Source organism: Pseudomonas sp. NFACC05-1, from assembly GCF_900100135.1.
Lineage (GTDB): Bacteria > Pseudomonadota > Gammaproteobacteria > Pseudomonadales > Pseudomonadaceae > Aquipseudomonas > Aquipseudomonas fluorescens_Q.
Genome location: NZ_FMTR01000022.1, coordinates 69,457 through 89,489 on the forward strand (window position 1 = coordinate 69,457; position 20,033 = coordinate 89,489).

Annotated in this window: 19 protein-coding genes; 14 read left to right on the top strand and 5 right to left on the bottom strand. The window is 60.2% G+C overall.

The window, feature by feature from the left end; genetic code table 11:
* Nucleotides 1–137 precede the first annotated feature (137 nt).
* The 9 genes from BLO97_RS24560 (at nucleotide 138) to BLO97_RS24600 (ending at nucleotide 8,573) form a co-directional block, all read left to right on the top strand.
* The gene (locus BLO97_RS24560; protein WP_092142829.1) at nucleotides 138–1,772 is read left to right on the top strand and encodes a methyl-accepting chemotaxis protein; all 1,635 of its coding nucleotides are present in this window, start codon (nucleotides 138–140) and stop codon (nucleotides 1,770–1,772) included.
* Nucleotides 1,773–2,029: 257 nt separating this feature from the next.
* Nucleotides 2,030–2,593 carry a nicotinamide riboside transporter PnuC gene (gene pnuC / locus BLO97_RS24565; protein ID WP_092142826.1) on the top strand — a complete coding sequence of 188 codons (564 nt, stop codon included), beginning with the start codon at nucleotides 2,030–2,032 and terminating at the stop codon, nucleotides 2,591–2,593.
* Nucleotides 2,590–3,114 carry an AAA family ATPase gene (locus BLO97_RS24570; RefSeq protein ID WP_092348673.1) on the top strand — a complete coding sequence of 175 codons (525 nt, stop codon included), beginning with the start codon at nucleotides 2,590–2,592 and terminating at the stop codon, nucleotides 3,112–3,114. Before pnuC ends, BLO97_RS24570 begins: the two co-directional genes overlap by 4 nt.
* Before the next feature lie 322 nt (nucleotides 3,115–3,436).
* Nucleotides 3,437–3,877, top strand: coding sequence for a hypothetical protein (locus BLO97_RS24575; RefSeq protein WP_092348639.1), 441 nt, complete (start codon nucleotides 3,437–3,439; stop codon nucleotides 3,875–3,877).
* Nucleotide 3,878: 1 nt separating this feature from the next.
* Nucleotides 3,879–4,472, top strand: a complete 594-nt coding sequence (locus BLO97_RS24580) for an adhesin (RefSeq protein ID WP_092348642.1) — start codon at nucleotides 3,879–3,881, stop codon at nucleotides 4,470–4,472.
* Between the two features lie 59 nt (nucleotides 4,473–4,531).
* The gene (locus BLO97_RS24585; protein ID WP_063320889.1) at nucleotides 4,532–5,524 is read left to right on the top strand and encodes a hypothetical protein; all 993 of its coding nucleotides are present in this window, start codon (nucleotides 4,532–4,534) and stop codon (nucleotides 5,522–5,524) included.
* Nucleotides 5,525–5,760: 236 nt separating this feature from the next.
* Nucleotides 5,761–6,441, top strand: a complete 681-nt coding sequence (locus BLO97_RS24590) for a C39 family peptidase (protein ID WP_092142817.1) — start codon at nucleotides 5,761–5,763, stop codon at nucleotides 6,439–6,441.
* Nucleotides 6,442–6,499: 58 nt separating this feature from the next.
* Entirely contained in the window at nucleotides 6,500–7,246 is a 747-nt protein-coding gene (locus BLO97_RS24595; RefSeq protein ID WP_063320887.1) for a hypothetical protein, read from the top strand.
* A gap of 46 nt (nucleotides 7,247–7,292) precedes the next feature.
* Nucleotides 7,293–8,573, top strand: coding sequence for a transporter (locus BLO97_RS24600; RefSeq protein WP_092142814.1), 1,281 nt, complete (start codon nucleotides 7,293–7,295; stop codon nucleotides 8,571–8,573).
* 68 nt (nucleotides 8,574–8,641) lie between these two features.
* Here BLO97_RS24600 and BLO97_RS24605 read toward each other — a convergent pair whose 3' ends face one another.
* Nucleotides 8,642–9,967: a sigma-54 dependent transcriptional regulator gene (locus tag BLO97_RS24605; RefSeq protein WP_063320885.1), complete on the bottom strand. Its 1,326-nt coding sequence runs from the start codon at nucleotides 9,965–9,967 to the stop codon at nucleotides 8,642–8,644.
* Nucleotides 9,968–10,308: 341 nt separating this feature from the next.
* Here BLO97_RS24605 and BLO97_RS24610 point away from each other — a divergent pair, with 341 nt between their 5' ends.
* The 3 genes from BLO97_RS24610 to nhaA all read left to right on the top strand — a co-directional run bounded on the left by BLO97_RS24610 (nucleotide 10,309) and on the right by nhaA (nucleotide 13,541).
* Entirely contained in the window at nucleotides 10,309–10,575 is a 267-nt protein-coding gene (locus BLO97_RS24610; RefSeq protein ID WP_013693488.1) for a hypothetical protein, read from the top strand.
* 183 nt (nucleotides 10,576–10,758) lie between these two features.
* Nucleotides 10,759–12,048, top strand: coding sequence for a hypothetical protein (locus BLO97_RS24615; protein WP_092348645.1), 1,290 nt, complete (start codon nucleotides 10,759–10,761; stop codon nucleotides 12,046–12,048).
* 284 nt (nucleotides 12,049–12,332) lie between these two features.
* A complete protein-coding gene (gene nhaA, locus BLO97_RS24620) occupies nucleotides 12,333–13,541 on the top strand; it encodes a Na+/H+ antiporter NhaA (protein ID WP_092348648.1) in 1,209 nt (402 codons plus the stop codon).
* A gap of 81 nt (nucleotides 13,542–13,622) precedes the next feature.
* Here the strand turns inward: nhaA and BLO97_RS24625 are convergent, their stop codons facing one another.
* Genes BLO97_RS24625 through gnd form a run of 3 tightly spaced genes read right to left on the bottom strand, consistent with a single transcriptional unit; the run spans nucleotide 13,623 to nucleotide 16,962 of the window.
* Nucleotides 13,623–14,444 carry an HAD family hydrolase gene (locus tag BLO97_RS24625; RefSeq protein ID WP_092348651.1) on the bottom strand — a complete coding sequence of 274 codons (822 nt, stop codon included), beginning with the start codon at nucleotides 14,442–14,444 and terminating at the stop codon, nucleotides 13,623–13,625.
* Nucleotides 14,441–15,961, bottom strand: a complete 1,521-nt coding sequence (zwf, locus tag BLO97_RS24630; RefSeq protein ID WP_092142803.1) for a glucose-6-phosphate dehydrogenase — start codon at nucleotides 15,959–15,961, stop codon at nucleotides 14,441–14,443. Before zwf ends, BLO97_RS24625 begins: the two co-directional genes overlap by 4 nt.
* Complete coding sequence (gene gnd, locus BLO97_RS24635) at nucleotides 15,958–16,962, bottom strand: phosphogluconate dehydrogenase (NAD(+)-dependent, decarboxylating) (RefSeq protein WP_256572296.1); 1,005 nt, start codon at nucleotides 16,960–16,962, stop codon at nucleotides 15,958–15,960. The genes zwf and gnd overlap by 4 nt, the downstream gene beginning before the upstream one ends.
* A gap of 250 nt (nucleotides 16,963–17,212) precedes the next feature.
* Between gnd and BLO97_RS31730 the strand changes: the two genes are divergently transcribed.
* Both BLO97_RS31730 and BLO97_RS24640 read left to right on the top strand, forming a co-directional pair.
* Nucleotides 17,213–17,386 carry a DUF6026 family protein gene (locus BLO97_RS31730; RefSeq protein ID WP_170867344.1) on the top strand — a complete coding sequence of 58 codons (174 nt, stop codon included), beginning with the start codon at nucleotides 17,213–17,215 and terminating at the stop codon, nucleotides 17,384–17,386.
* A 373-nt stretch (nucleotides 17,387–17,759) separates the two neighbouring features.
* Entirely contained in the window at nucleotides 17,760–19,499 is a 1,740-nt protein-coding gene (locus BLO97_RS24640) for a phosphoethanolamine transferase CptA (protein WP_092348654.1), read from the top strand.
* Nucleotides 19,500–19,523: 24 nt separating this feature from the next.
* On the opposite strand, the gene BLO97_RS24645 is transcribed toward BLO97_RS24640, so the two are convergent.
* Nucleotides 19,524–20,018 (bottom strand): GNAT family N-acetyltransferase, encoded by a 495-nt coding sequence (locus tag BLO97_RS24645; RefSeq protein WP_072348553.1) that lies wholly within the window; start codon nucleotides 20,016–20,018, stop codon nucleotides 19,524–19,526.
* Nucleotides 20,019–20,033 lie beyond the last annotated feature (15 nt).

The window sequence follows — 20,033 nt, forward strand, 5'->3', positions numbered from 1 at the left end:
GCTGCGGGGCCGAAATCCTATCAGACGAGCCCTGATAACGCTGCCGCGTTGTGACTCAGGTCAATGACCGATAGCGGCCGGGCGCTACAGTGCCGGCCGTCGATATGACAAGAATAAAAAAACCGGAGTGACAGCGTATGAATAGCTTGCGCAGTGTGTCGATCAGCCGACGCTTGTGGCTCATCCTGGTCGTGGCCATCGTGATGTTGTTCACGCTCGGCGCCTTGATGCTTAAACAGATCCACAGCGACCTCTACCAAGCCAAGGTGCAGAAAACCCAGCATGTGGTACAGACCGCCAGCGGCGTGCTGACTTACTACCAAGGCCTGGAAGCTGCCGGGACCCTTACCCGTGACGCCGCGCAAAAGCAGGCCCTCAGCGCCGTACGTGGCCTGCGCTATAACCAGGCTGATTATTTCTGGATCAACGACCTGACGCCGGTCATGATCATGCACCCGACCAACCCGAAGCTTGAAGGCCAGAATCTCTCGGCCATCCGTGACCCGAACGGCTATGCGCTGTTCAACGAGATGGTTGCCATCGCCAAGTCCAAGGGCGCCGGCATGATCAATTACCTCTGGCCGAAACCGGGCGCCGAGGCCCCGGTGGGCAAGACCTCCTACGTCCAACTGTTCGAGCCCTGGGGCTGGATCATCGGCTCAGGCGTGTACGTGGATGACGTCCAGGCCGAGTTTCAATCCCAGGTGATCAAGGCCTCGGTGGTTGGACTGGTCATCACCCTGCTCATGGGCCTGCTGTTGACCCTGATCGTGCGCAGCATCGTCGGCCCGTTGCAGGAAACGGTCAACGCCATGGCCAACATCGCCAGCGGCGAGAGTGACCTGACCCGCACCCTCGACACCCACGGCCAGGACGAAGTCACTCAACTGGCGCGGCATTTCAACGCCTTTACCGCCAAGTTGCGGCAAGTGGTGACCCAACTGCAAGCTTCGGCCAGTGCGCTGGGGCAATCCTCCAGTGAATTGGGCAACGACGCGGCGCAGGCCCAGGAACGCAGCCAGCAGCAGTCGCAACAAATGGAGCTGGTGGCGACCGCGATCAATGAAGTGACCTATGGCGTGCAGGACGTGGCCAAGAACGCCGAGCACGCGGCCAATGAGATGCGCGACGCCGAATCCCAGGCCCAGCAAGGCCAGGTCAACATCGATGGCAGCTTGCAGCAGATCGACCGCCTGTCCCAGACCATCGACCAGGCGGTGGAAGTGATCCGCACCCTGGCGAGTGAAAGCACCCAGATTGGCAGCGTGCTGGAGGTAATTCGCTCCATTGCCGAGCAGACCAACCTGCTGGCCCTCAACGCCGCGATCGAAGCCGCCCGCGCCGGCGAACAGGGCCGGGGCTTCGCGGTGGTCGCCGATGAAGTGCGGTTGCTGGCCCAGCGTACTCAGAAGTCCACTGCAGAGATCCAGGCGATGATCGAGCGCCTGCAAACCCATTCCGAAGCCGCCGTGAAAGTCATCGGCGACAGCAGCCGTGCTTCGCAACTGACCATCGAACAGGCCGGCCTGGCCGGTGCCAGCCTCAACGCCATCGGCCAGGCCCTGCGCAATCTCAACAACCTGAACGCCTCCATCGCCAGCGCCACGTTGCAACAAGCCCATGTGGTGGAAGACATCAACCAGAACGTCACCCAGGCCGCCGGCCTGTCCCACAGCACGGCCATGGCCGCCGAACAATCCAGCCAGGCAAGCACCCGCCTCAAGGCATTGAGTGAACAGTTGAACGGGTTGCTCACGCAGTTCCGGGTCTAAAGATCGGTAGCCCCCCTGTGGGAGCGGGCTTTGGATTAGATCGTTCCCACGCTCCGCGTGGGAATGCATCCCGTGACGCTCTGCGTCACCTCCAGAAGCGGAACGTGGAGCGTCCCTGGCGACATTTCCACGCAGGAGCGTGGGAACGAACGTAATCCTTGCTCGCGATAGCGACGGCACATTCAACATTGGTATTGGAGCTGCCCACGCCATAGCGTTTACAATCGCCGCCCTCTTCTATTCCCCAAGGAACCGCCATGTCCGGGCTTGAACTGTTTGCCGCAGCCCTCGGCGTGATCGCTGTCTGGTTGACCGTCAAGCAGAACCCCTGGTGCTGGCCGATAGGCCTGGTCATGGTGTTGCTGTACAGCTGGATTTTTTTCGAGGTGAAGTTGTACTCGGACATGCTGCTGCAGGTTGTCTACGCAGTGCTGCAACTCTACGGTTGGTGGCAATGGACCCGTGCCGGGCACAATCATGATGGACGCCAGGTCAGCAGTCTCGGTGGGGCGTCAGTGCTGTCCGGCCTGGCTATCGGTGCGGCAGGCAGCCTGCTGTTGGGCGCCGCCATGGCCCACTGGACCGATGCCGCCCAGCCCTGGCTCGATGCCGCGCTCACCGGTTTCAGCCTCGTGGCCCAGTGGTGGATGGCGCAGAAACGCGTGCAATGCTGGCCGCTGTGGATTGCCCTGGACGTGATCTTCGTCGGCCTGTTCATCTACAAAGGCTTGCACCTGACTGCCGCGCTCTATGCCCTGTTCACCCTGTTGGCCGTGCAAGGCTGGCGGGAATGGCGCGCCGACCCGGCCCTGCGCGCATGAAAGTGGTGGTGCTGACCGGCCCGGAATCCAGCGGCAAGAGTTGGCTGGCGGCGCAATTGCAGGAACATTTTGGTGGCGTGCGGGTGGATGAGTACGTACGCCATTTCATGGAGCAGACCCAACGCGACACCTGCCTGGCGGACATCACCGACATCGCCTCCGGCCAATTGGTCTGGGAAGATGAGGCGCGTGCCCGCCGGCCGGCGCTGTTGATCCTCGACACGCACCTGCTGAGCAACATCCTCTGGAGCCAGACCCTGTTCGGCGACTGCCCGGACTGGCTCGAGCCGGCCCTGCTGGCCCGCCATTATGACCTGCACTTGTTGCTGAGCCCCGAGCAAGTCGAATGGACCGGCGACGGTTTGCGCTGCCAACCCGAACTGGCAGAACGCATGGATTTCTTCGAAGCGATCGAGCGTTGGCTGGTTCGGCATCAACGGCATTTCCAAGTGATTGAAGGCGATTGGACGCAACGTCGGGACCAGGTGTTCGCCGCCGTGACCCGACTGCTCGAAATCTGACGTATCGCGAGGGATGTGTTGCGTTCTTGAAACACCTGCCCCCCCTCAAACCCTGCCCCAGCGCCCTTTCACACAATTGTCATCCTCACTGTTAGTTTCTTGAAACACTCCCCTCCCACAGCCTGGATCCATAGCCAAACGATAGCGCACGGCCATTAACCGCCACAGGGTTGTCTCACGGATGAAACAGATTCGACCGGCGGGTCATACAAAAAAACTCTAACCCTTTGAACTGCAAGTCATTTCAAAACACGGCACAACACATGCTCTCCCACTTCGCAACGCTGACAAGGGCCAGCCCACCGAAGAAGGAATCGATGCCGTGGGGACTTTCAAGAAAAGTTTGACGTGCCTGCTGTTAACCGGCTGCGCCGCCAGCGCAACGCTCAGTCTGCCGGCGCAGGCCGAGGGCAACGGCGTCATTGTGCTCAACCGCGACGTGCAGCCCATCGCAATTGGTCGCAACGGTGGTAAAGACCCCTATCCAACCACCGTCAATGCCAACCCCTCCGAACGAATCAACCAGGCGACCGCCAGCACCGAACTGAGCGATGGCGAATTTGCCAGCGTGGCCAGCGGCTCGTCGATCCGCAACACCGTCAACCCAAATACTGGCGTGCAAGGTCTGAACGTCGTGACCAATCCCAACGGCATGCCGGGCATGAATGCCGGTCACGGTGGCGGCGGCGCGATCTCCGGCACCATCAACCGCTCGCTGAGTTCCGGCCTGGCCCCGCTGGGTCGGCTGGCGGGAGGTCAGTGATATGAAGCCCGTGCTGTTTCTGCTCGCCCTGTTCATGCTTTCCCTGCTCAGTTCTTTCACCGTATTTGCCGATCCAGGTGTTGCGGTGGTCAGTAACGCCAACCTGCAGGATTCCGGCAGCCATTACACCGGCAACTTCAACGTCAACCAAGCCGCCGGCGACCAGATCCAGCAAACCAACACCCGGGCCATCGCCATTGGCAGCCACGCCCAGGCCAGCACCCGCGTGCAGCAACGCGTCGACACGCAGGCAGCCCCTTCCATGACCGCCACCGCCCGTATCGGCGGCCGCTCCTTCACCAACGGCAACGGTGTGCTGGGCGTCAACCAGTCCGCCGGGGCCAACAACCAGATGGCCAATGTCATGCGGGTGGGCATCAGTGCCCATCCGCAGAGCATTGACGACAGCGCCCTGTCTCAACAGAACGTGGCGTTGCTACCGAACTCAGGAGCAACTGGCGCCCCAACCGGCAGTCGCCAGGTCGTTACCAGCGACCAGGCCTTCACCGGCAGCCGAGGGGTAATCCAGGTGAACCAGAGCGCAGGGGTGGGAAACCGCATGGCTAACACCCTGAGCATCCGAGTCGCGGATTGACCCGGAGGCTACATAAGAAAGTACTGACACTTAACCAACGACACGCAAGGAGAAACACCATGAAACCTACAATGGCACTCAAACCATTGGTTTTCGCTCTCGCCGCGGTCATGACAATGGCGGCACAGGCTGGAGGAAACGACAACAATAATGGCCATGGCAATGGTCACGGTCACGGCAATGGCCATCAGCAAGGGCCGACGCTGGATCAATTGCTCTCCATCAATGCCGGCGCTGGGGCTACGGTGCTGGATGAGCAGAACAGCGACGGTAACGTGGTGACCAACCAGGCCACCAGAAACACCGCTGAAGCCACTGACTCGCTCAATGGCAGCAACGGCAATATGGGCGCCAACATTGCCGGCGGCGACGGCAACCAGCAGGACAACGCCGCCGCCCTGGCCACCGCCGACGAAAGCTTTATCTTCGGCTCGGCTGTCGCCGCCTCCAGCGCCACGCAGGTCAATAACAACAACTACGTCAAGAACAACTCGACGCAAAACAACGCCTCGCTCACCAATGCAGGCAACAGTGGCTCCGGCAACATCGGCATCAACGTGACCGCCGGGAACTTCAACCAACAGAAAAACAACCTGGCCATCGCTGTATCCGGGGGCCGTGTCGCACAGGCCTCTGCCGCGGCTGACCAGTCCTCCACCGGCCTAGTGGTCGACAACAAAGGCGTGCGGACCTACAAGACCGACACCCTCACCAGCACCTACAGCGCCTCCGGCACGTTCAAGGCCAAAGGTACCGGTACCGCCGAAGACAACGATCACGGCGGCTGGGACAACAGAGGCGGCGGCTATGGCGGCGGTCACGATGACGACAAGTTCAAGTTCTCCGCCGTGGGGACCTTCGAGCTGGCCGGCAGCAACACCCAGCAGGTGCTGACCCGTGACGGTTGGAAAAACCCTGTGATCAACAACGCCACCATGACCAACTCCATGAACGGCTTCTCCGGTAACGGCGGCGCCAACGTGTCGGCAGGCGTGGGCAACCAGCAGAGCAACTCGCTGTCCATCGCTGCCGGCTGCAAAGCCTGCATGTAAGCGCGCATGAAACGAAGCCCCGGCAACGGTAATGCTGTCCACTCAGGACGTGAGTGATTCTTGTGGCGAGGGAGCTTGCTCCCGCTGGGCTGCGAAGCAGACCCACTGGTTATGAGTGCTTCGCACTCAAGCGGGAGCAAGCTCCCTCGCCACGGACTCAGTTCAACGCTTTGAAATGAACGACATGACACGCAAAGGGGCTTTTTTTCCCTGGATGTTCATTAGGCGTATTGATCATGCGTGTCACTGCCGTTTCCCTGCTGCTCTGCCTGGCCTGCGTGGCCGAAGCAGCGCAGATGCCGGTCGCCGCCCTGCCTGGCGGCATGCTGGTCTACAAACCGGTGCAAAGCATACGCGAACGCAAATTCAGCGACATCGTCGAGCAGAAAACCGATTTCAGTTGCGGCGCCGCCGCGCTGGCCACGGTGCTGCGCCAGGCCTACTGGCTTGACGTCGATGAAGAGCACGTCATCAAAGGCATGCTGGTCAATGCCGACCAGAACCTGGTTCGCACCCAAGGGTTTTCCATGCTGGACATGAAGCGCTACGTGGAAACCATCGGCATGCGCGCCCGAGGCTACCGGATACCGCCTGAGAAACTCGAAGCGGTGACGATCCCGGTGGTGGTCCTGATGGAGATACGCGGCTACAAGCACTTCGTGGTGTTGCAGCGGGCCGACAAGCAATGGGTCTACATCGGCGACCCGGTGCTGGGGCACAAGCGCTACGCCCACGATGAGTTCGTCAAAGGCTGGAACGGCATCGTCTTTGCGATCGTCGGCCCGGGCTATGACAAGACCAATGCACTACGCAGCCCTCCTCAACCCCTGACAGCCCGTAACAAGCTGGACGGTTTCAACCCGGTCAGGGATGCGGAACTGATGGACTTCGGTTTCATACAGAGCGACTTTTTCTAATCGCCGATTACTGCCAACAATAAGTACAAAAAGGAGCAGGACGCTCCGGGAGCAGCACATGAAAACCTCACACTGGCTGTCGCTGGCCTGCCTGCTCGCGACTGCCTCGGGCTTTGCCCATGCCGGCTTCAAACCCATCGAAGTCAAGGACCAGGAGCTTGCCGAGCTGCGCGGTCGTTATGTCATGCCTGGCCGAGTCATCAGCTTCGGCATCGTCATGAGCAGTACCTGGCGCAACGCCAGCGGCGACTTGATCGGCGCCACCAGCACCATGCAGATCCAGGCCGCCACCGTCAAACCCGAATTCTACGTCTCGACCATCAAGCAGACCGGTAACGGCAGCGCTCCGGAACAGGGCAGCGGCAACATTACCGGTGGTGCTGGCCTTGGCACGAGCCAGGGCGTGACCCAGAGCGTGCGTGCCGCCGGCGACGGCAACACGGCCTACAACAACGTCAACATCAATGTGAAAGAGAGCAACCAGGCGCCTGCGCTCGTCCCCTCCCAAGGCCAACTGCTGACCAAGGGCCAGACCATCAGCGGCAGCAACGCCGCCGGCAGCGTCGCGGTCACCGCCACCGGCAATGGCGTGCAAATGGCGATCCAGGCCAGCCACAACCAGGGCGGCACCCTGCAGCAAGTGGCCCAGGGCGGCTTGCTGCAAAACACTCGCCTGCTGGGCAATAGCAACCTGGTCAACAACATGACGCAGCTCAACGTGGTGCTGAACAACAACGGCCCCAGTGCCGGGGCATTGGACTGCAATCTGACCCAACTGCGCGGCCTCCGTAACCTCGGTTATTGAACTACGCTGTTTTCCGATCATTGGGCAAATAGGGACGGCATATTTCATGTATCGATCCGTATCGTTGCGCGCTGTGATGTGTTTAAGCACGTTGTTCCCGGCGGCCGTGTTGCACGCGGCCCCGGATGCAGACATCGAGGCGCTGAAACAGGAACTTCTTGAGCTCAAGCAACGATACGAGGTCCAGCAGAAAGCCCTGGCGGTGCTCGAACAGCGGGTTCGCCAGGTGGAGGATCAACCCGCCACGCCACAGCCCAAGCGCCTGGCCAAATCCCCGGCCGACATGAAAGGCAACCAGACCGTGGCCGGCGGCGCGACAACGACCGGCGGCAGCGGCTATGGGCAATCCCTGGCCGATGATTCCCAACCGGCCCAGAGTGTCTCCAATCTCTATGACGAGGCCAGCGGCTTCTTCGGCGGCGGTAAATTCAGCTTCGAGACCGGCGTGACCTATTCACGCTACGACACGCGGCAACTGATCCTCAACGGCTTCCTGGCCCTGGATTCGATTTTCCTGGGCAACATCAACCTCGACCGGATCAAGGCCGACACCTGGACGCTGGACCTCACCGGCCGCTATAACTTCGATAATCGCTGGCAGTTCGACCTCAACGTGCCGGTGGTCTATCGCGAATCCACGTATCAGTCAGGCGGCGCGAACAACGGCGCGGCCGGGGTCACCAGCGAAGAAACCGTGACCCGCGACCCGACCATCGGCGACGTCAACTTCGGCATCGCCTACAAGTTCATGGATGAGTCGATCAACGCTCCAGACGCGGTGGTCACCCTGCGGGTCAAGGCCCCCACCGGCAAGGACCCGTTTGGCATCAAGCTGCGTCAATCCCAGGCCAACACCAACCTGTTCGTGCCCGATGACCTGCCCACCGGCAACGGCGTGTGGTCGATCACGCCCGGGCTTTCGCTGGTCAAGACCTTCGATCCGGCGGTGCTGTTCGGCACCCTCTCCTACACCCATAACTTCGAAGAATCGTTCGACGACATCAGCTCCACAGTCAACCAGAAGGTCCCAGGCAAGGTGCGGATCGGCGACAGCTTCCAGCTCGGCGCGGGCATCGCCTTTGCCTTGAACGAGAAGATGAGCATGTCGTTCTCGGTCTCTGACCTGATCCAAAAGAAAAGCAAGCTCAAACAGGACGGTGGCGACTGGGAGTCGGTGACCTCCAGCGACGCCAACGCCGGCTACTTCAACATCGGCATGACCGTCGCCGCGTCCGACAACCTGACCATCGTACCCAACCTGTCCATCGGGCTGACCGACGACGCACCAGATTTCACCTTTAGCCTGAAATTCCCGTACTACTTCTAATGCCCTCAGGGATATGTGACGGGCACATATCCCAAGGGCAATGCCCCCCCTGTGGGAGCGGGCTTGAGTCAGCGGATCTGATGCTTGTGCAGCAGGCGATAGAATGTCGGCCGGGACACGCCCAGCACTCTGGCGGCCACGCTCAGGTTGTCGCTGTGACGGTTGAGCACATCGCTCAAGGCCTGGCGCTCGGCGCGGGTCTTGTAGTCCTCCAGCGTACCCATCGGCGCCGCGACGCCCTGGTGGCTGGCCAGGCCGAGGTCCCGGGCTTCGATTTGACGCCCTTCGGCCAACACCAGACCGCGACGGACGCGGTTGGCCAGCTCGCGCACATTGCCGGGCCAGTCATGCATGCCCATCGCCACCAGCGCGTCGTCGCTGAAACTGCGAGGACGGCGACCGGTTTCCTGGCTGTAGAAATGGGAAAAGTGGCTGGCCAGCATCGCCAGGTCACCATGACGCTCGCGCAGCGGCGCCATCACCACTTGCAACACGTTCAAGCGGTAATACAGGTCCTCGCGAAACCGCTTGTGCTCGATGGCCGCCTCAAGGTCCACATGGGTGGCCGCCAAGACCCGCACATCGACCGCGATCGGCTGGCTGCCACCGACCCGCTCAATGTGTTTTTCCTGCAGGAAACGCAGCAGATTGGCCTGTAGCTCCAACGGCAGGTCGCCGATTTCATCGAGAAACAACGTCCCGCCGTGGGCCGCCTCGATCCGCCCGATCTTGCGTTGGTGAGCCCCGGTGAACGCGCCCTTCTCATGCCCGAACAACTCGGACTGGATCAGGTGCTCGGGGATGGCACCGCAGTTGATGGCGATGAACGGCTTGTTGCGCCGGTGAGACTGACAATGCAGGGTACGCGCCACCAGTTCCTTGCCGGTACCGCTCTCCCCTCGAATCAAGACCGGCGACTCGGCGGGCGCCAGCTTGCTCAACAATTTGCGCAGCTCGCGAATCGGCTTGCTGTCGCCCAGCAGTTGATGTTCGGGTTGATCAATGTGGATCGAGCCCTGCCCCCGCAGGCGCGCCATGCCAAACGCCCGGCCCAGTGTCACCTGGACCCTGGACACGTCGAAGGGCAAGGTATGGAAGTCGAAAAACCATTCGCAGACGAAATCACCGACGTTTTTCAGGCGCAACACTTCCTGATTGAGCACGGCGATCCATTCGGTGCCGCTACGACTGATCAACTCCTTGACCGCTTCCGGGCGCTCCAGATGAAAAGGCTGCAACCGCAAAAGGCCGACGTCGCACGTCCGATCGCTGGCGTGTTCGAGGGAGCAACTGTCCACATCCCAGCCAATGGTGCGCAGACCTGGCAACAGGCGATGACAATCATCGCAGGGATCAACCACGAGCAGACGACGTGACGTACTGGCTTCGATCATGACTGATCCTTGGCGTCAAAATAAGGAAATATGATTAGAAACAGTCGTTTGGCAAACCTGCATGTAACAGTAGCAAGAAGTTGACGCCCCCTTGTATCAATTGATTATCGAGGTCGCTTCAAACTGGTTATAAGCAGGCGGTTGGTTAGTTATCTCAAGTCTGTTTGTTTCAGGGTGCTTTCAAACAAAAGCCCAAAAGCCTGGTCTGAAAGAAAATCGAAATTTATTTAAATAATGTGTGACCCGCCTGCGGGTTCGGGACATCAGTACAAGTAACCAGCCGCACGGTACGCCCAACCGACGGCACATCATTTGTTTGGGCACACTTAAGAGAAAACGCCATGAACGCCCCGCTCCGTATCAACGAAGCTCTTTTGATTGCCGACCGCGCATTCCGTCCTTTCCAATGCGTGGCCTGGGCTCCACAAGACGGTAACGGTGAACTTAGCCTGACCGTCATCGACCGCACCAATACCCATATTGGCCGCACCCAAATTCCAAGCAGCGCCTATACCGACCCGGTCCAACTGGCCGATCTGTTGAAACAGGCCCGTGCCGAACTGAGCCAGGAAGGCTATACATTGCAATCCTGGTCGATGCCTGAATAACCACCGGTAAAGCCTGTTATCCATTGCAGGCTTGGCTCTGGGTTGTAAAGCCATCGTTATGGCACGAATTGCCGCTGTATCCGTAGAACATGACAGTTGTGCATTGTCACATTCAGGGATTGAATGTTGCCCTCATGCAGTCGTCGCCCTTTCGGGCTGCTCGACACGCAAGGAGAGGCAGGCATGCTCGATCAGTTCGCGTTTGTGTCCCCCAGGGCCATGGCCCACGCCGGACAACTCGACCCAGGCTTTGCCACCAACGGCAAAGCCTGGGTTCATTTCGAAGACAGTACCTCGAGCCTGACCACCGGATTGACGCTCGATCATGCCGGACAAATCCTGGTGGCAGCCAGGATCGAGACGGCCCACGGCAGTCGGTTCGGGCTGGCGCGACTCAGCCACGACGGTGAGATTGACCCGGACTTCGGCACCCGCGGCTACGTGATCGGCGCGTTTGAACACGGTTTCGAAGCGACGGCGGGCAAGGTGATCGTGTTGCCCAATGGGCATATCCTGCTGTCCGGCCTGCACTATGAAAGCAACGACCACACCCTTCCCGCCCTGGCGCTGTTCGACCAGCAAGGTTGCGCCGTTCAAAGCTTCGGCAATGCCGGCCGGCACATCATCAGGCTTTGCGGCAATCTCTCCCAAGGGCTGCGCGACCCCTGGCTACCGCCCGGCGTGCCGGGACTTGAGGCTTGCGACATGCAAGTGCAGGCCGATGGCCGGATCCTTGTGCTCGCCAATCACCACTATCAACTCTCCGACCATGTCGGCGTACTGATCCGGCTCTTGCCCGACGGGGCATTGGACTCCTCATTCAACGGTCGCGGTTTCGTGATGGTCCGACGCTTGTTGAAAAATACCTGGCTCGGCTGCCTGGTGCTCCAGGCTGACGGCCATATTGTAGTCGGCGGCGCCATCGACTTGCCCCAGCATGGCCTGATTGCCCGTTATGACAGCAGCGGCCAACTCGATGACAGCTTTGGCGAAAACGGCTTCCTGTCCATCCTGGCCCAGGGGCACAGCGTGATGGTCAGCCAAATCGTTCAGGATGCGGCCGGTGATCTGCAGGTGTTCGGCAGCAGCCGTGATCCGATGCATAGCCTGTCCCTGAAAGTGCGCCCCGACGGCAAGCCGGATCGTCATTGCAACCAGGGTCAGTGCCAACTCATGGCGATCGGGCGCACTGCCAGTCAGTGGACCGCCGCCCAGCTTCAAGCGGACGGAAAACTGGTGACCGCCGGCGCCACGATCGGCGGTATCGAGGCCGACTTCGTACTTGCCCGACATCTGCCGGATGCCAGCCTCGACCCGGATTTCGGCCAGGGCAAGGGCTGGGTTCGCACTCGGCTCGGCTACAGCCTGGACACGGCCACCACCCTGGCGGTGCAGGCTGACGGCAAAATCCTGGTGGGAGGTTATTCACTCCACGGGCACTATCGAGCAGTGATTGCGCGGTATTGGTCGTAGTCAGATTGTCGTGGGTGAACTTAGCCTGAGTGTCATCGACTGTACCAATATCCAAATCAGCTGCACCAAATGCCAAGCAGCGCCCAAACCGAGCCGGCTCAACTGGCCGATCCGATAGACCCGAGCCCCTGAACAGTTTCGTCATATTCAGCAACGAATGCGACAACGCTGGACCTTGCGGCGTGCTCGTTGTGTAGAATAGCGCCGAGGGTGTCACCGCAAGCCGCGGCAGGACAGGTTAAATCTAGCGAAGGTCGGGCCGCCATCGCGGAGTAGTCGTGCCTATGAGTGCAGAACCGTCGCGCGTGAACAAAAACCAAAACAATCGCGAGTCAGCGTCCGCCCGAGCTTTCCTATCCCGATTTTTCGCCGCAGAATCGGCCGGCGGCCTGGTCCTGATGGGAGCAGCTCTGGCCGCAATCGCGGTCGCGAATTCTCCGTGGTCAGCCGATTATTTTTCGCTGCTGAAAATCGATGCCCTAGGGCTGTCGATCGAGCATTGGATCAACGACGGCCTTATGGCGGTGTTTTTCCTGCTGGTTGGCCTTGAGATCAAGCGCGAAATGTTGATGGGCCAACTTTCAAGCTGGAGCCAGCGCTCTCTTCCTGGATTCGCAGCGCTGGGTGGGATGCTGGTGCCTGCCTTGATCTATAGCGTGGTCAATTGGGGCAACGCGCAAACCATGAGCGGATGGGCCATTCCGGCTGCCACCGATATCGCGTTTGCCCTAGGCGTATTATCTCTGCTCGGCAAGCGCGCCCCTGTATCCCTGAAAGTTTTCCTTTCCGCCCTGGCGATTCTCGATGATCTTGGGGCTGTGCTCATCATCGCGCTTTTTTATGCCAGCGATCTGTCCTTCAACATGTTGTTAGCTTCTCTGGGGACGACTGCCTTGCTGGTAGTGCTCAATCGCTGCGGAGTGAGAAGACTGCCCCCCTATTTGATTGTCGGCGCACTGCTGTGGTTCTTCATGCTCAAGTCCGGTATCCACGCGACGTTGGCCGGCGTCATTCTTGCTTTTTTTATACCGCTGGGTAATCCCGTCGATGAACGTAAGTCACCGCTTCTCTACCTTGAGGAAAAAATGCATCCCTGGGTAGCTTTTGCGATTGTACCCATCTTTGGTTTCGCCAACGCAGGCGTATCGCTCGCTGGGATTTCACCGAGCAATCTGATCGATCCGGTTCCGCTAGGGGTTGCTCTGGGACTGTTGCTTGGCAAACAGCTTGGGGTGTTCGGCCTGGCAACACTGATCATACGTTGCGGCTTGGCCAGGCTACCTGAAGGAGCCAGCTGGCTTCAGCTTTATGGGGTGGCCCTGCTCTGTGGCATCGGTTTTACCATGAGTCTGTTCATAGGGGCGCTAGCCTTCCCAGGCGCGCCGCATCTGGTAGATGAAGTTAAAGTCGGGGTGCTCTTGGGGTCTACCCTCGCAGCCATTCTGGGGATCATCGTTTTGATGAATGCCAACTCTCGAGCACTACGAGTCTGAGCCATCAGTCTAGAAAATGTCCGGGTGCGACCAACCCTGTGCGCACCCGGATGGAACTGGATACGACAGCAAACCCTCATTTCAGCGCGGCAGGATGTACCGCTCGATCGCCACGGCCGCGCCGTCTTCGGTCACGGCGCCAGTCACAACATCCGCCTGACGCCTGATCGCCTCCTCCGCCTGCCCCATGGCAATCGACAAGCCCGCGCGGTGGAACATCGCCGGGTCGTTGCCACCGTCCCCCATGGCCGCTGTCTGCTCCAGTGGCACATCCAGGAACTTCGCCAGGGTCAAGAGTGCTTCGCCCTTGTTGGCCTGCATCGCCGTCACGTCCAGGTAGATCGGTTGCGAACGCGACACCTGGGCCTGGCCCTTGAGCAGCGGGTGCAAGCGAGCCTCCAGCTCAACCAGCAGATCCGTATTGGCGCTGGTGGCGACGATCTTGTCGATCCGCTCCAGGTAGGGTTCGAAGCTGTCGACCTGCACCGGCGGATAACCCAGGCCACGGGTTTCCACTGGCACCATCGGTCCGTTGGCGTCACGCACCAGCCAGTCGCCGTCGGCGAATACCCAGACCTCGATACCGGGTTGATCAGCGTACAACGCCAGCGTGGTCAGCGCGGCCTCAGGCGGCAGGTAATGCACGGCGAGGAAACTGCCGTCCGGATGCACCAGCGTACCGCCATTGAATGCCGCCGTGGGCAGGTCGACGCCCAGGGCCTCGATCTGCTGCAACATGGCCCGGGGCGGTCGTCCGGTGGCCAGGCTGAACAGCACGCCAGCTTCACGCAATGAACGAACGGCTTCGATGGTGCGCTGGTTGAGGCTATGGTCGGGCAGCAACAACGTGCCGTCCATGTCACTGAGCAAAAAGCGGATGGGATGCTTCAACTGATCACTCATCCGAGGCCATGCCAGACGCGGCTGTCGCGAGTAAGCAATTCATCGGCGGCCGCCGGGCCATCTTCACCGGCCTTGTAGGGCTGGAATGCCGCGTCCTGCTGCCAGGCATCGAGGAACGGCTGCACGGCGCGCCAGCCGTTTTCGATGTTGTCAGCGCGCTGGAACAGCGTCTGGTCACCGGTCAGGCAATCGTAGATCAGGGTTTCGTAACCCGTGGATGGCTGCATTTCGAAGAAATCCTTGTAGGCAAATCCCAATTCGATATTGGCCATGTCGAGTGCCGGCCCCGGCCGCTTGGCCAACAGGTCGAACCACATGCCTTCATTGGGCTGGATCTGGATTCTCAGGTACGTAGGTTGCAGTTCGTCGACTTCAGTGTCGCGAAACTGCGCGTATGGCGCGGGCTTGAAGCAGATGACGATCTCGGTGTCCCGCACGCTCATGCGCTTGCCGGTGCGCAGGTAAAACGGCACGCCGACCCAGCGCCAGTTATCGATCATGACCTTGAGGGCGACGTAGGTCTCGGTGCTGCTGTCGGGCGCCACGTTGGCCTCCTGGCGATAACCGTTGACCGCCTTGCCGCCGACTTCACCGGCTGTGTACTGGCCGCGAACCGAGTTGGCCCGGGCCTGCTCCACCGACCAGGGCCGGATCGCGCCGACGACCTTGGCCTTTTCGCCACGCACGGCGTCGGCACCAAACGCCGCTGGCGGCTCCATGGCCACCATCGCCAGCAGTTGGAAAAGATGATTGGGCACCATGTCCCGCAGGGCGCCGGTGTGTTCATAAAAACTGCCACGGGTTTCCACGCCGACCGTTTCGGCGGCGGTGATTTGTACGTGGTCGATGTAGTGGTTGTTCCAGAACGCCTCGAACAGGCTGTTGGAGAAACGGCTGACCAGAATGTTCTGCACCGTTTCCTTGCCCAGGTAATGGTCGATGCGATAGATCTGCTTCTCGCTCATGACCTTGAGCAGGCAAGCGTTCAGCGCTTCGGCGGTGTGCAGGTCGGAGCCGAACGGCTTTTCGATCACCACGCGACGGAAGGCCCCTTCCTGCTCCTGAAGCAGCCCTGCCGCACCGAGGCGGCTGACCACTTCACTGAAAAAACGTGGCGCGGTCGCCAGATAGAAAACCGCGTTGCCGGTGCCGCTGGCGGCGATTTTCGCCGCCAGCGCCTGGTAGGTGCTCTCATCGAGAAAATCACCCTGGACGTAGCTGATGCCCTTGGCCAGCTTGGCCCACAGCACCGGATCGAGCGCCCGGTCGGCATCGCCGCCCTTGCTCGCCGCTTCGTTACGGATGAAGTCCTCGAGTTTCTTGGCAAAATCCACATCGCTGATGGCGTTGTGGTCAACCCCGATGATGCGCAGCCCATCGCCCAGCAGACCGTCGCGACTGAGGTGGTAAAGCGCCGGCATCAGCAGACGCTTGACCAGATCGCCATGGGCGCCGAACAGAAACAACGTGGTCGGCGGCGCGGGTTCTGCCTTGGATTTGCTGCCGATCGAGGTCATTTTTTCGGCGTCTCCACGTGGCCGCCAAAGCCGAAGCGCATGGCCGAGAGCATTTTGTCACCGTACGTGCTTTGCTGGCGCGAGCGGAAACGGGCAAACAACGAACTGGACAGGACCGGAACCGGCACCGCTTGCTCGATGGCAGCCTCGATGGTCCAGCGCCCTTCACCACTGTCGGCGACTTCACCGGAAAAGCCGTCCAGTTTCGGATCGCTGGCCAGCGCATCGGCGGTCAAGTCCAGCAACCAGGACGACACCACGCTGCCGCGCCGCCAGACTTCGGCGATATCGGCCAGGTTCAGGTCGAAGCGCTGCTCCGCTGGCAGGCTTTCGCTGGATTTGGTCTTGAGGATGTCAAAGCCCTCGGCGAAGGCCTGCATCATTCCGTATTCGATGCCGTTGTGGATCATCTTCACGAAATGCCCCGAACCGGCCGGGCCCGCGTGGATGTAGCCACGTTCGGCGCGGTCATCGTCGGATTTGCGGTCACGGGTGCGCGGGATGTCGCCCATGCCTGGGGCCAGGCTATCGAACAATGGGTCCAGGCGCTTCACCACTTCGGCATCGCCGCCAATCATCATGCAGTAACCGCGCTCCAGGCCCCACACGCCGCCGGAGGTGCCAACATCGATGTAGCTCAGGCCTTTTTCCGACAGGGCCTGGGCGCGACGGATGTCGTCTTTGTAGTACGTGTTACCGCCGTCAATGATTACATCGCCCGGCTCCAACAGCTCGCTGAGGACGTTGATGGTGTCTTCGGTGGGCGCGCCGGCTGGCAGCATGACCCAGACCGCCCGTGGTTTCTCCAGCCCGGCGACCAGTGCCGGCAGGTCCGCGACGCCCGTGGCGCCATCCTGGCGCAGGTTTTCGACAAAAGCGGCATTGCGGTCATAGACAACGGTGGTGTGCCCATTGAGCATCAGGCGCCGCGCAATATTGCCGCCCATGCGGCCCAGTCCAATGATCCCGAGTTGCATGTGCTGATGCTCCCTACTACAAATAAAGGTAAGTCAAAGGTTTAGCTCGTACGACACGTGGAGGTTAGTCCAGAGCATTGCTGCATAGTTTCCGGGTAATTCGAGCGATCACAAGGGATAACGCTCAAGATCCGGCCGAAGACACAGCGACCATGAAAAATAAAAAAGTTCCAATCACAAGCAAAAGAAATCAGAATCGGCGCCGATAGTAGAGGTGTCGACCAAATACTGGCGACATCTCTATAGTTGATGTACGCCATTTGCGAGGTGAGCAATGGGCCCTGTCGTTACCGCACGTCCTCCCCAAACCCTTTATGTGACCATTCGTCGCGATGAATTGCGCCTACTCAAGGAAGAACGCGATCTACTGCTTGATGAAGTGACGCAGTTGCGCATGCAGTTGCAATACGCACAGCTGCCCCACCAGAACCAGTCCCTGGCTCGGTAACCGTCCCCGGAGGCACGGTTGAAGAAGTGACGCTGGTCAAACAGTGTCACTTCCATGTATTCCTGCCGTGCCCACTTGCGGCGAGAATTCTATCTGTGGGAGCAAGGCTTGCCCGCGATGAATGATAACGCGGTTCAGCGGTACGACCGCGGCGCGGCTATCGCGGGCAAGCCTTGCTCCCACAGGTCCCGCCCCTAGAGACAAATCCCCTTGCCACAGGTGCATTCGCACCTCACGTGCGTTTTGTATCCGAAAAACTCACAAAGTTTTCACAACCGACTCGTAATACTCTCCGCCTTTAAGGTTGCTCGGCGTATGCCTGCGGTCACCAATCCGGTGCCGACAGCTTCGTCGACAAAGGCTGGAGCGCTTGATGAGTTTGTTCAAACGCAGCAAAACGACTGCGAAAGGTTTCGACTGGGCCGGGCTTGGCTGGCTGTTTCTGTTCTTCTGGTACTTCTCTGGCATCACCCAACTGCTCATTCTGTTGAGCGACACCTCCGGCTTCACCGGCTTTCGCCAAGCGTTCGTGATGAGCGCGGTGTGGTTGGCGCCCCTGCTGCTCTTCCCCGCCCGCACGCGCGTGCTCGCCGCCTTGATCGGCGTGGTGCTGTGGGCCTGCTCCATGGCCAGCCTGGGCTACTTCTTCATTTACCAGCAAGAGTTTTCCCAGAGCGTCATCTTCATCATGTTCGAATCGAACGTGTCTGAAGCCGGCGAGTACCTGACACAGTATTTTGCCTGGTGGATGGTGGCGGCGTTCCTGGCCCACACCGCCGTCGGCTGTTGGCTCTGGACCCGCCTGCGCCCGGTGTACCTGCCCCGGGGCCAGGCCATGGTCGCCGCAGCCGTCATCGTGCTCGCCGTGGCCGGTTATCCGCTGGTCAAGCAAACCCTGCGCACCGGCAGTTTCGCCGGTGGCTTGGAGAAATTCGAGAATCGCATCGAGCCGGCCGTCCCGTGGCAGATGCTGGTGGCCTATCGTCGCTACGGTGAACAGTTGGAGAACATGCAAGGCATGCTCCACAGCGCCAGCAAGATCGCGCCACTGCGCAACCTCAAGGACGCCATGGCCGACCAACCGGCCACTCTGGTGCTGGTGATCGGTGAATCCACCAACCGCCAGCGCATGAGCCTCTACGGTTACCCGCGCGAAACCACGCCTGAGCTGGACAAGCTCAAGGACCAGCTGTCGGTGTTCGATAACGTCATCACCCCACGCCCCTACACCATCGAAGCGCTGCAGCAGGTGCTGACGTTCGCCGACGAACAGAACCCGGACCTGTACCTGAGCACCCCGTCGCTGGTGAGCATGATGAAACAGGCCGGCTACAAGACCTTCTGGATCACCAACCAGCAGACCATGACCAAGCGCAACACCATGCTCACGACGTTTTCCCAGCAGGCCGACGAGCAGGTGTACCTGAACAACAACCGCAATCAGAATGCCGCGCAGTACGATGGCGATGTGATTGAGCCGTTCAACAAAGCCCTGGCCGACAGCGCCCCGCGCAAGCTGATCGTGGTGCATCTGCTCGGCACCCATATGAGCTACCAGTACCGATATCCACCGACCTTCAACAAGTTCACCGATCGCCAAGGCGTACCGGCAGGCGTGCGTGATGATCAGGTCCCGACCTACAACAGCTACGATAACGCGGTGCTGTACAACGACTTCGTCGTGTCCAGCCTGATCAAGGACTACGCCAAGACCGACCCCAACGGCTTCCTGCTGTACCTGTCCGACCATGGTGAAGACGTGTTCGACTCCGCCGGCCACGACACACTGGGCCGTAACGAAGGCAAGCCGACCGCGCCGATGTACACCATCCCCTTCATGGCCTGGGCCTCGCCCAAGTGGCGCGAAAGCCATGACTGGAACTTTGCCGGCGACCTGTCGCGTCCCTACAGCAGCTCGCACCTGATTCACAGCTGGGCAGACCTGGCAGGCTTGAGTTTTGACGAGCTGGACCGCAGCAAGAGCCTGGTCAGCGATGACTTCAAGGCCCGGCCGCTGCTGATCGGCGACCCCTATCAAACCCCACGCAAGGCCCTGATCGACTTCAGCCTGATGCAACCCAAGGCACCGACGACCGCAGTCGTGCAGAAATAACCGAAACCCATCAGAAGCCCGCTTTTACAGGGGCTTGATCCAGAATTCCATAGGCCCGTGGGCCGGGTCGAACATGCCGGCGGCAAAGCCGAACTTGGCATAGCTGGCCTGGGCCACGGCATTGCCCTCCAGCACTTCCAGGGTAATCTTGCAGCAACCACGCTGGCGGGCGATGTCCTCAACCTTCTGCAACATCTTCTGGCTCAACCCGAGGCCGCGAAAATCCTTCATGACCGCCACGTCGTGGATGTTCACCAGTGGCCGGCAGGCAAAGGTTGAAAAACCTTCGAAACAATTGACCAGCCCCGCCGGTTCGCCGTTGACGAAAGCCAACACGCTGAAGGCATGAGGGCGCTTGGCCAGTTCCTCAGGCAGGTGCAGCAGCACCTCGGCCGGCAAGGGATGTCCCCCGCCCATCGGGTCCTGCGCATAGCCATTGAGCACATGGCAGATCGCTTCAGCGTGGACCGGGTTGGTGTAGCTGGCTTGCAGTACAAGGATGTCCTTGGCTTCTTCCATGACCTTCCATCTCAC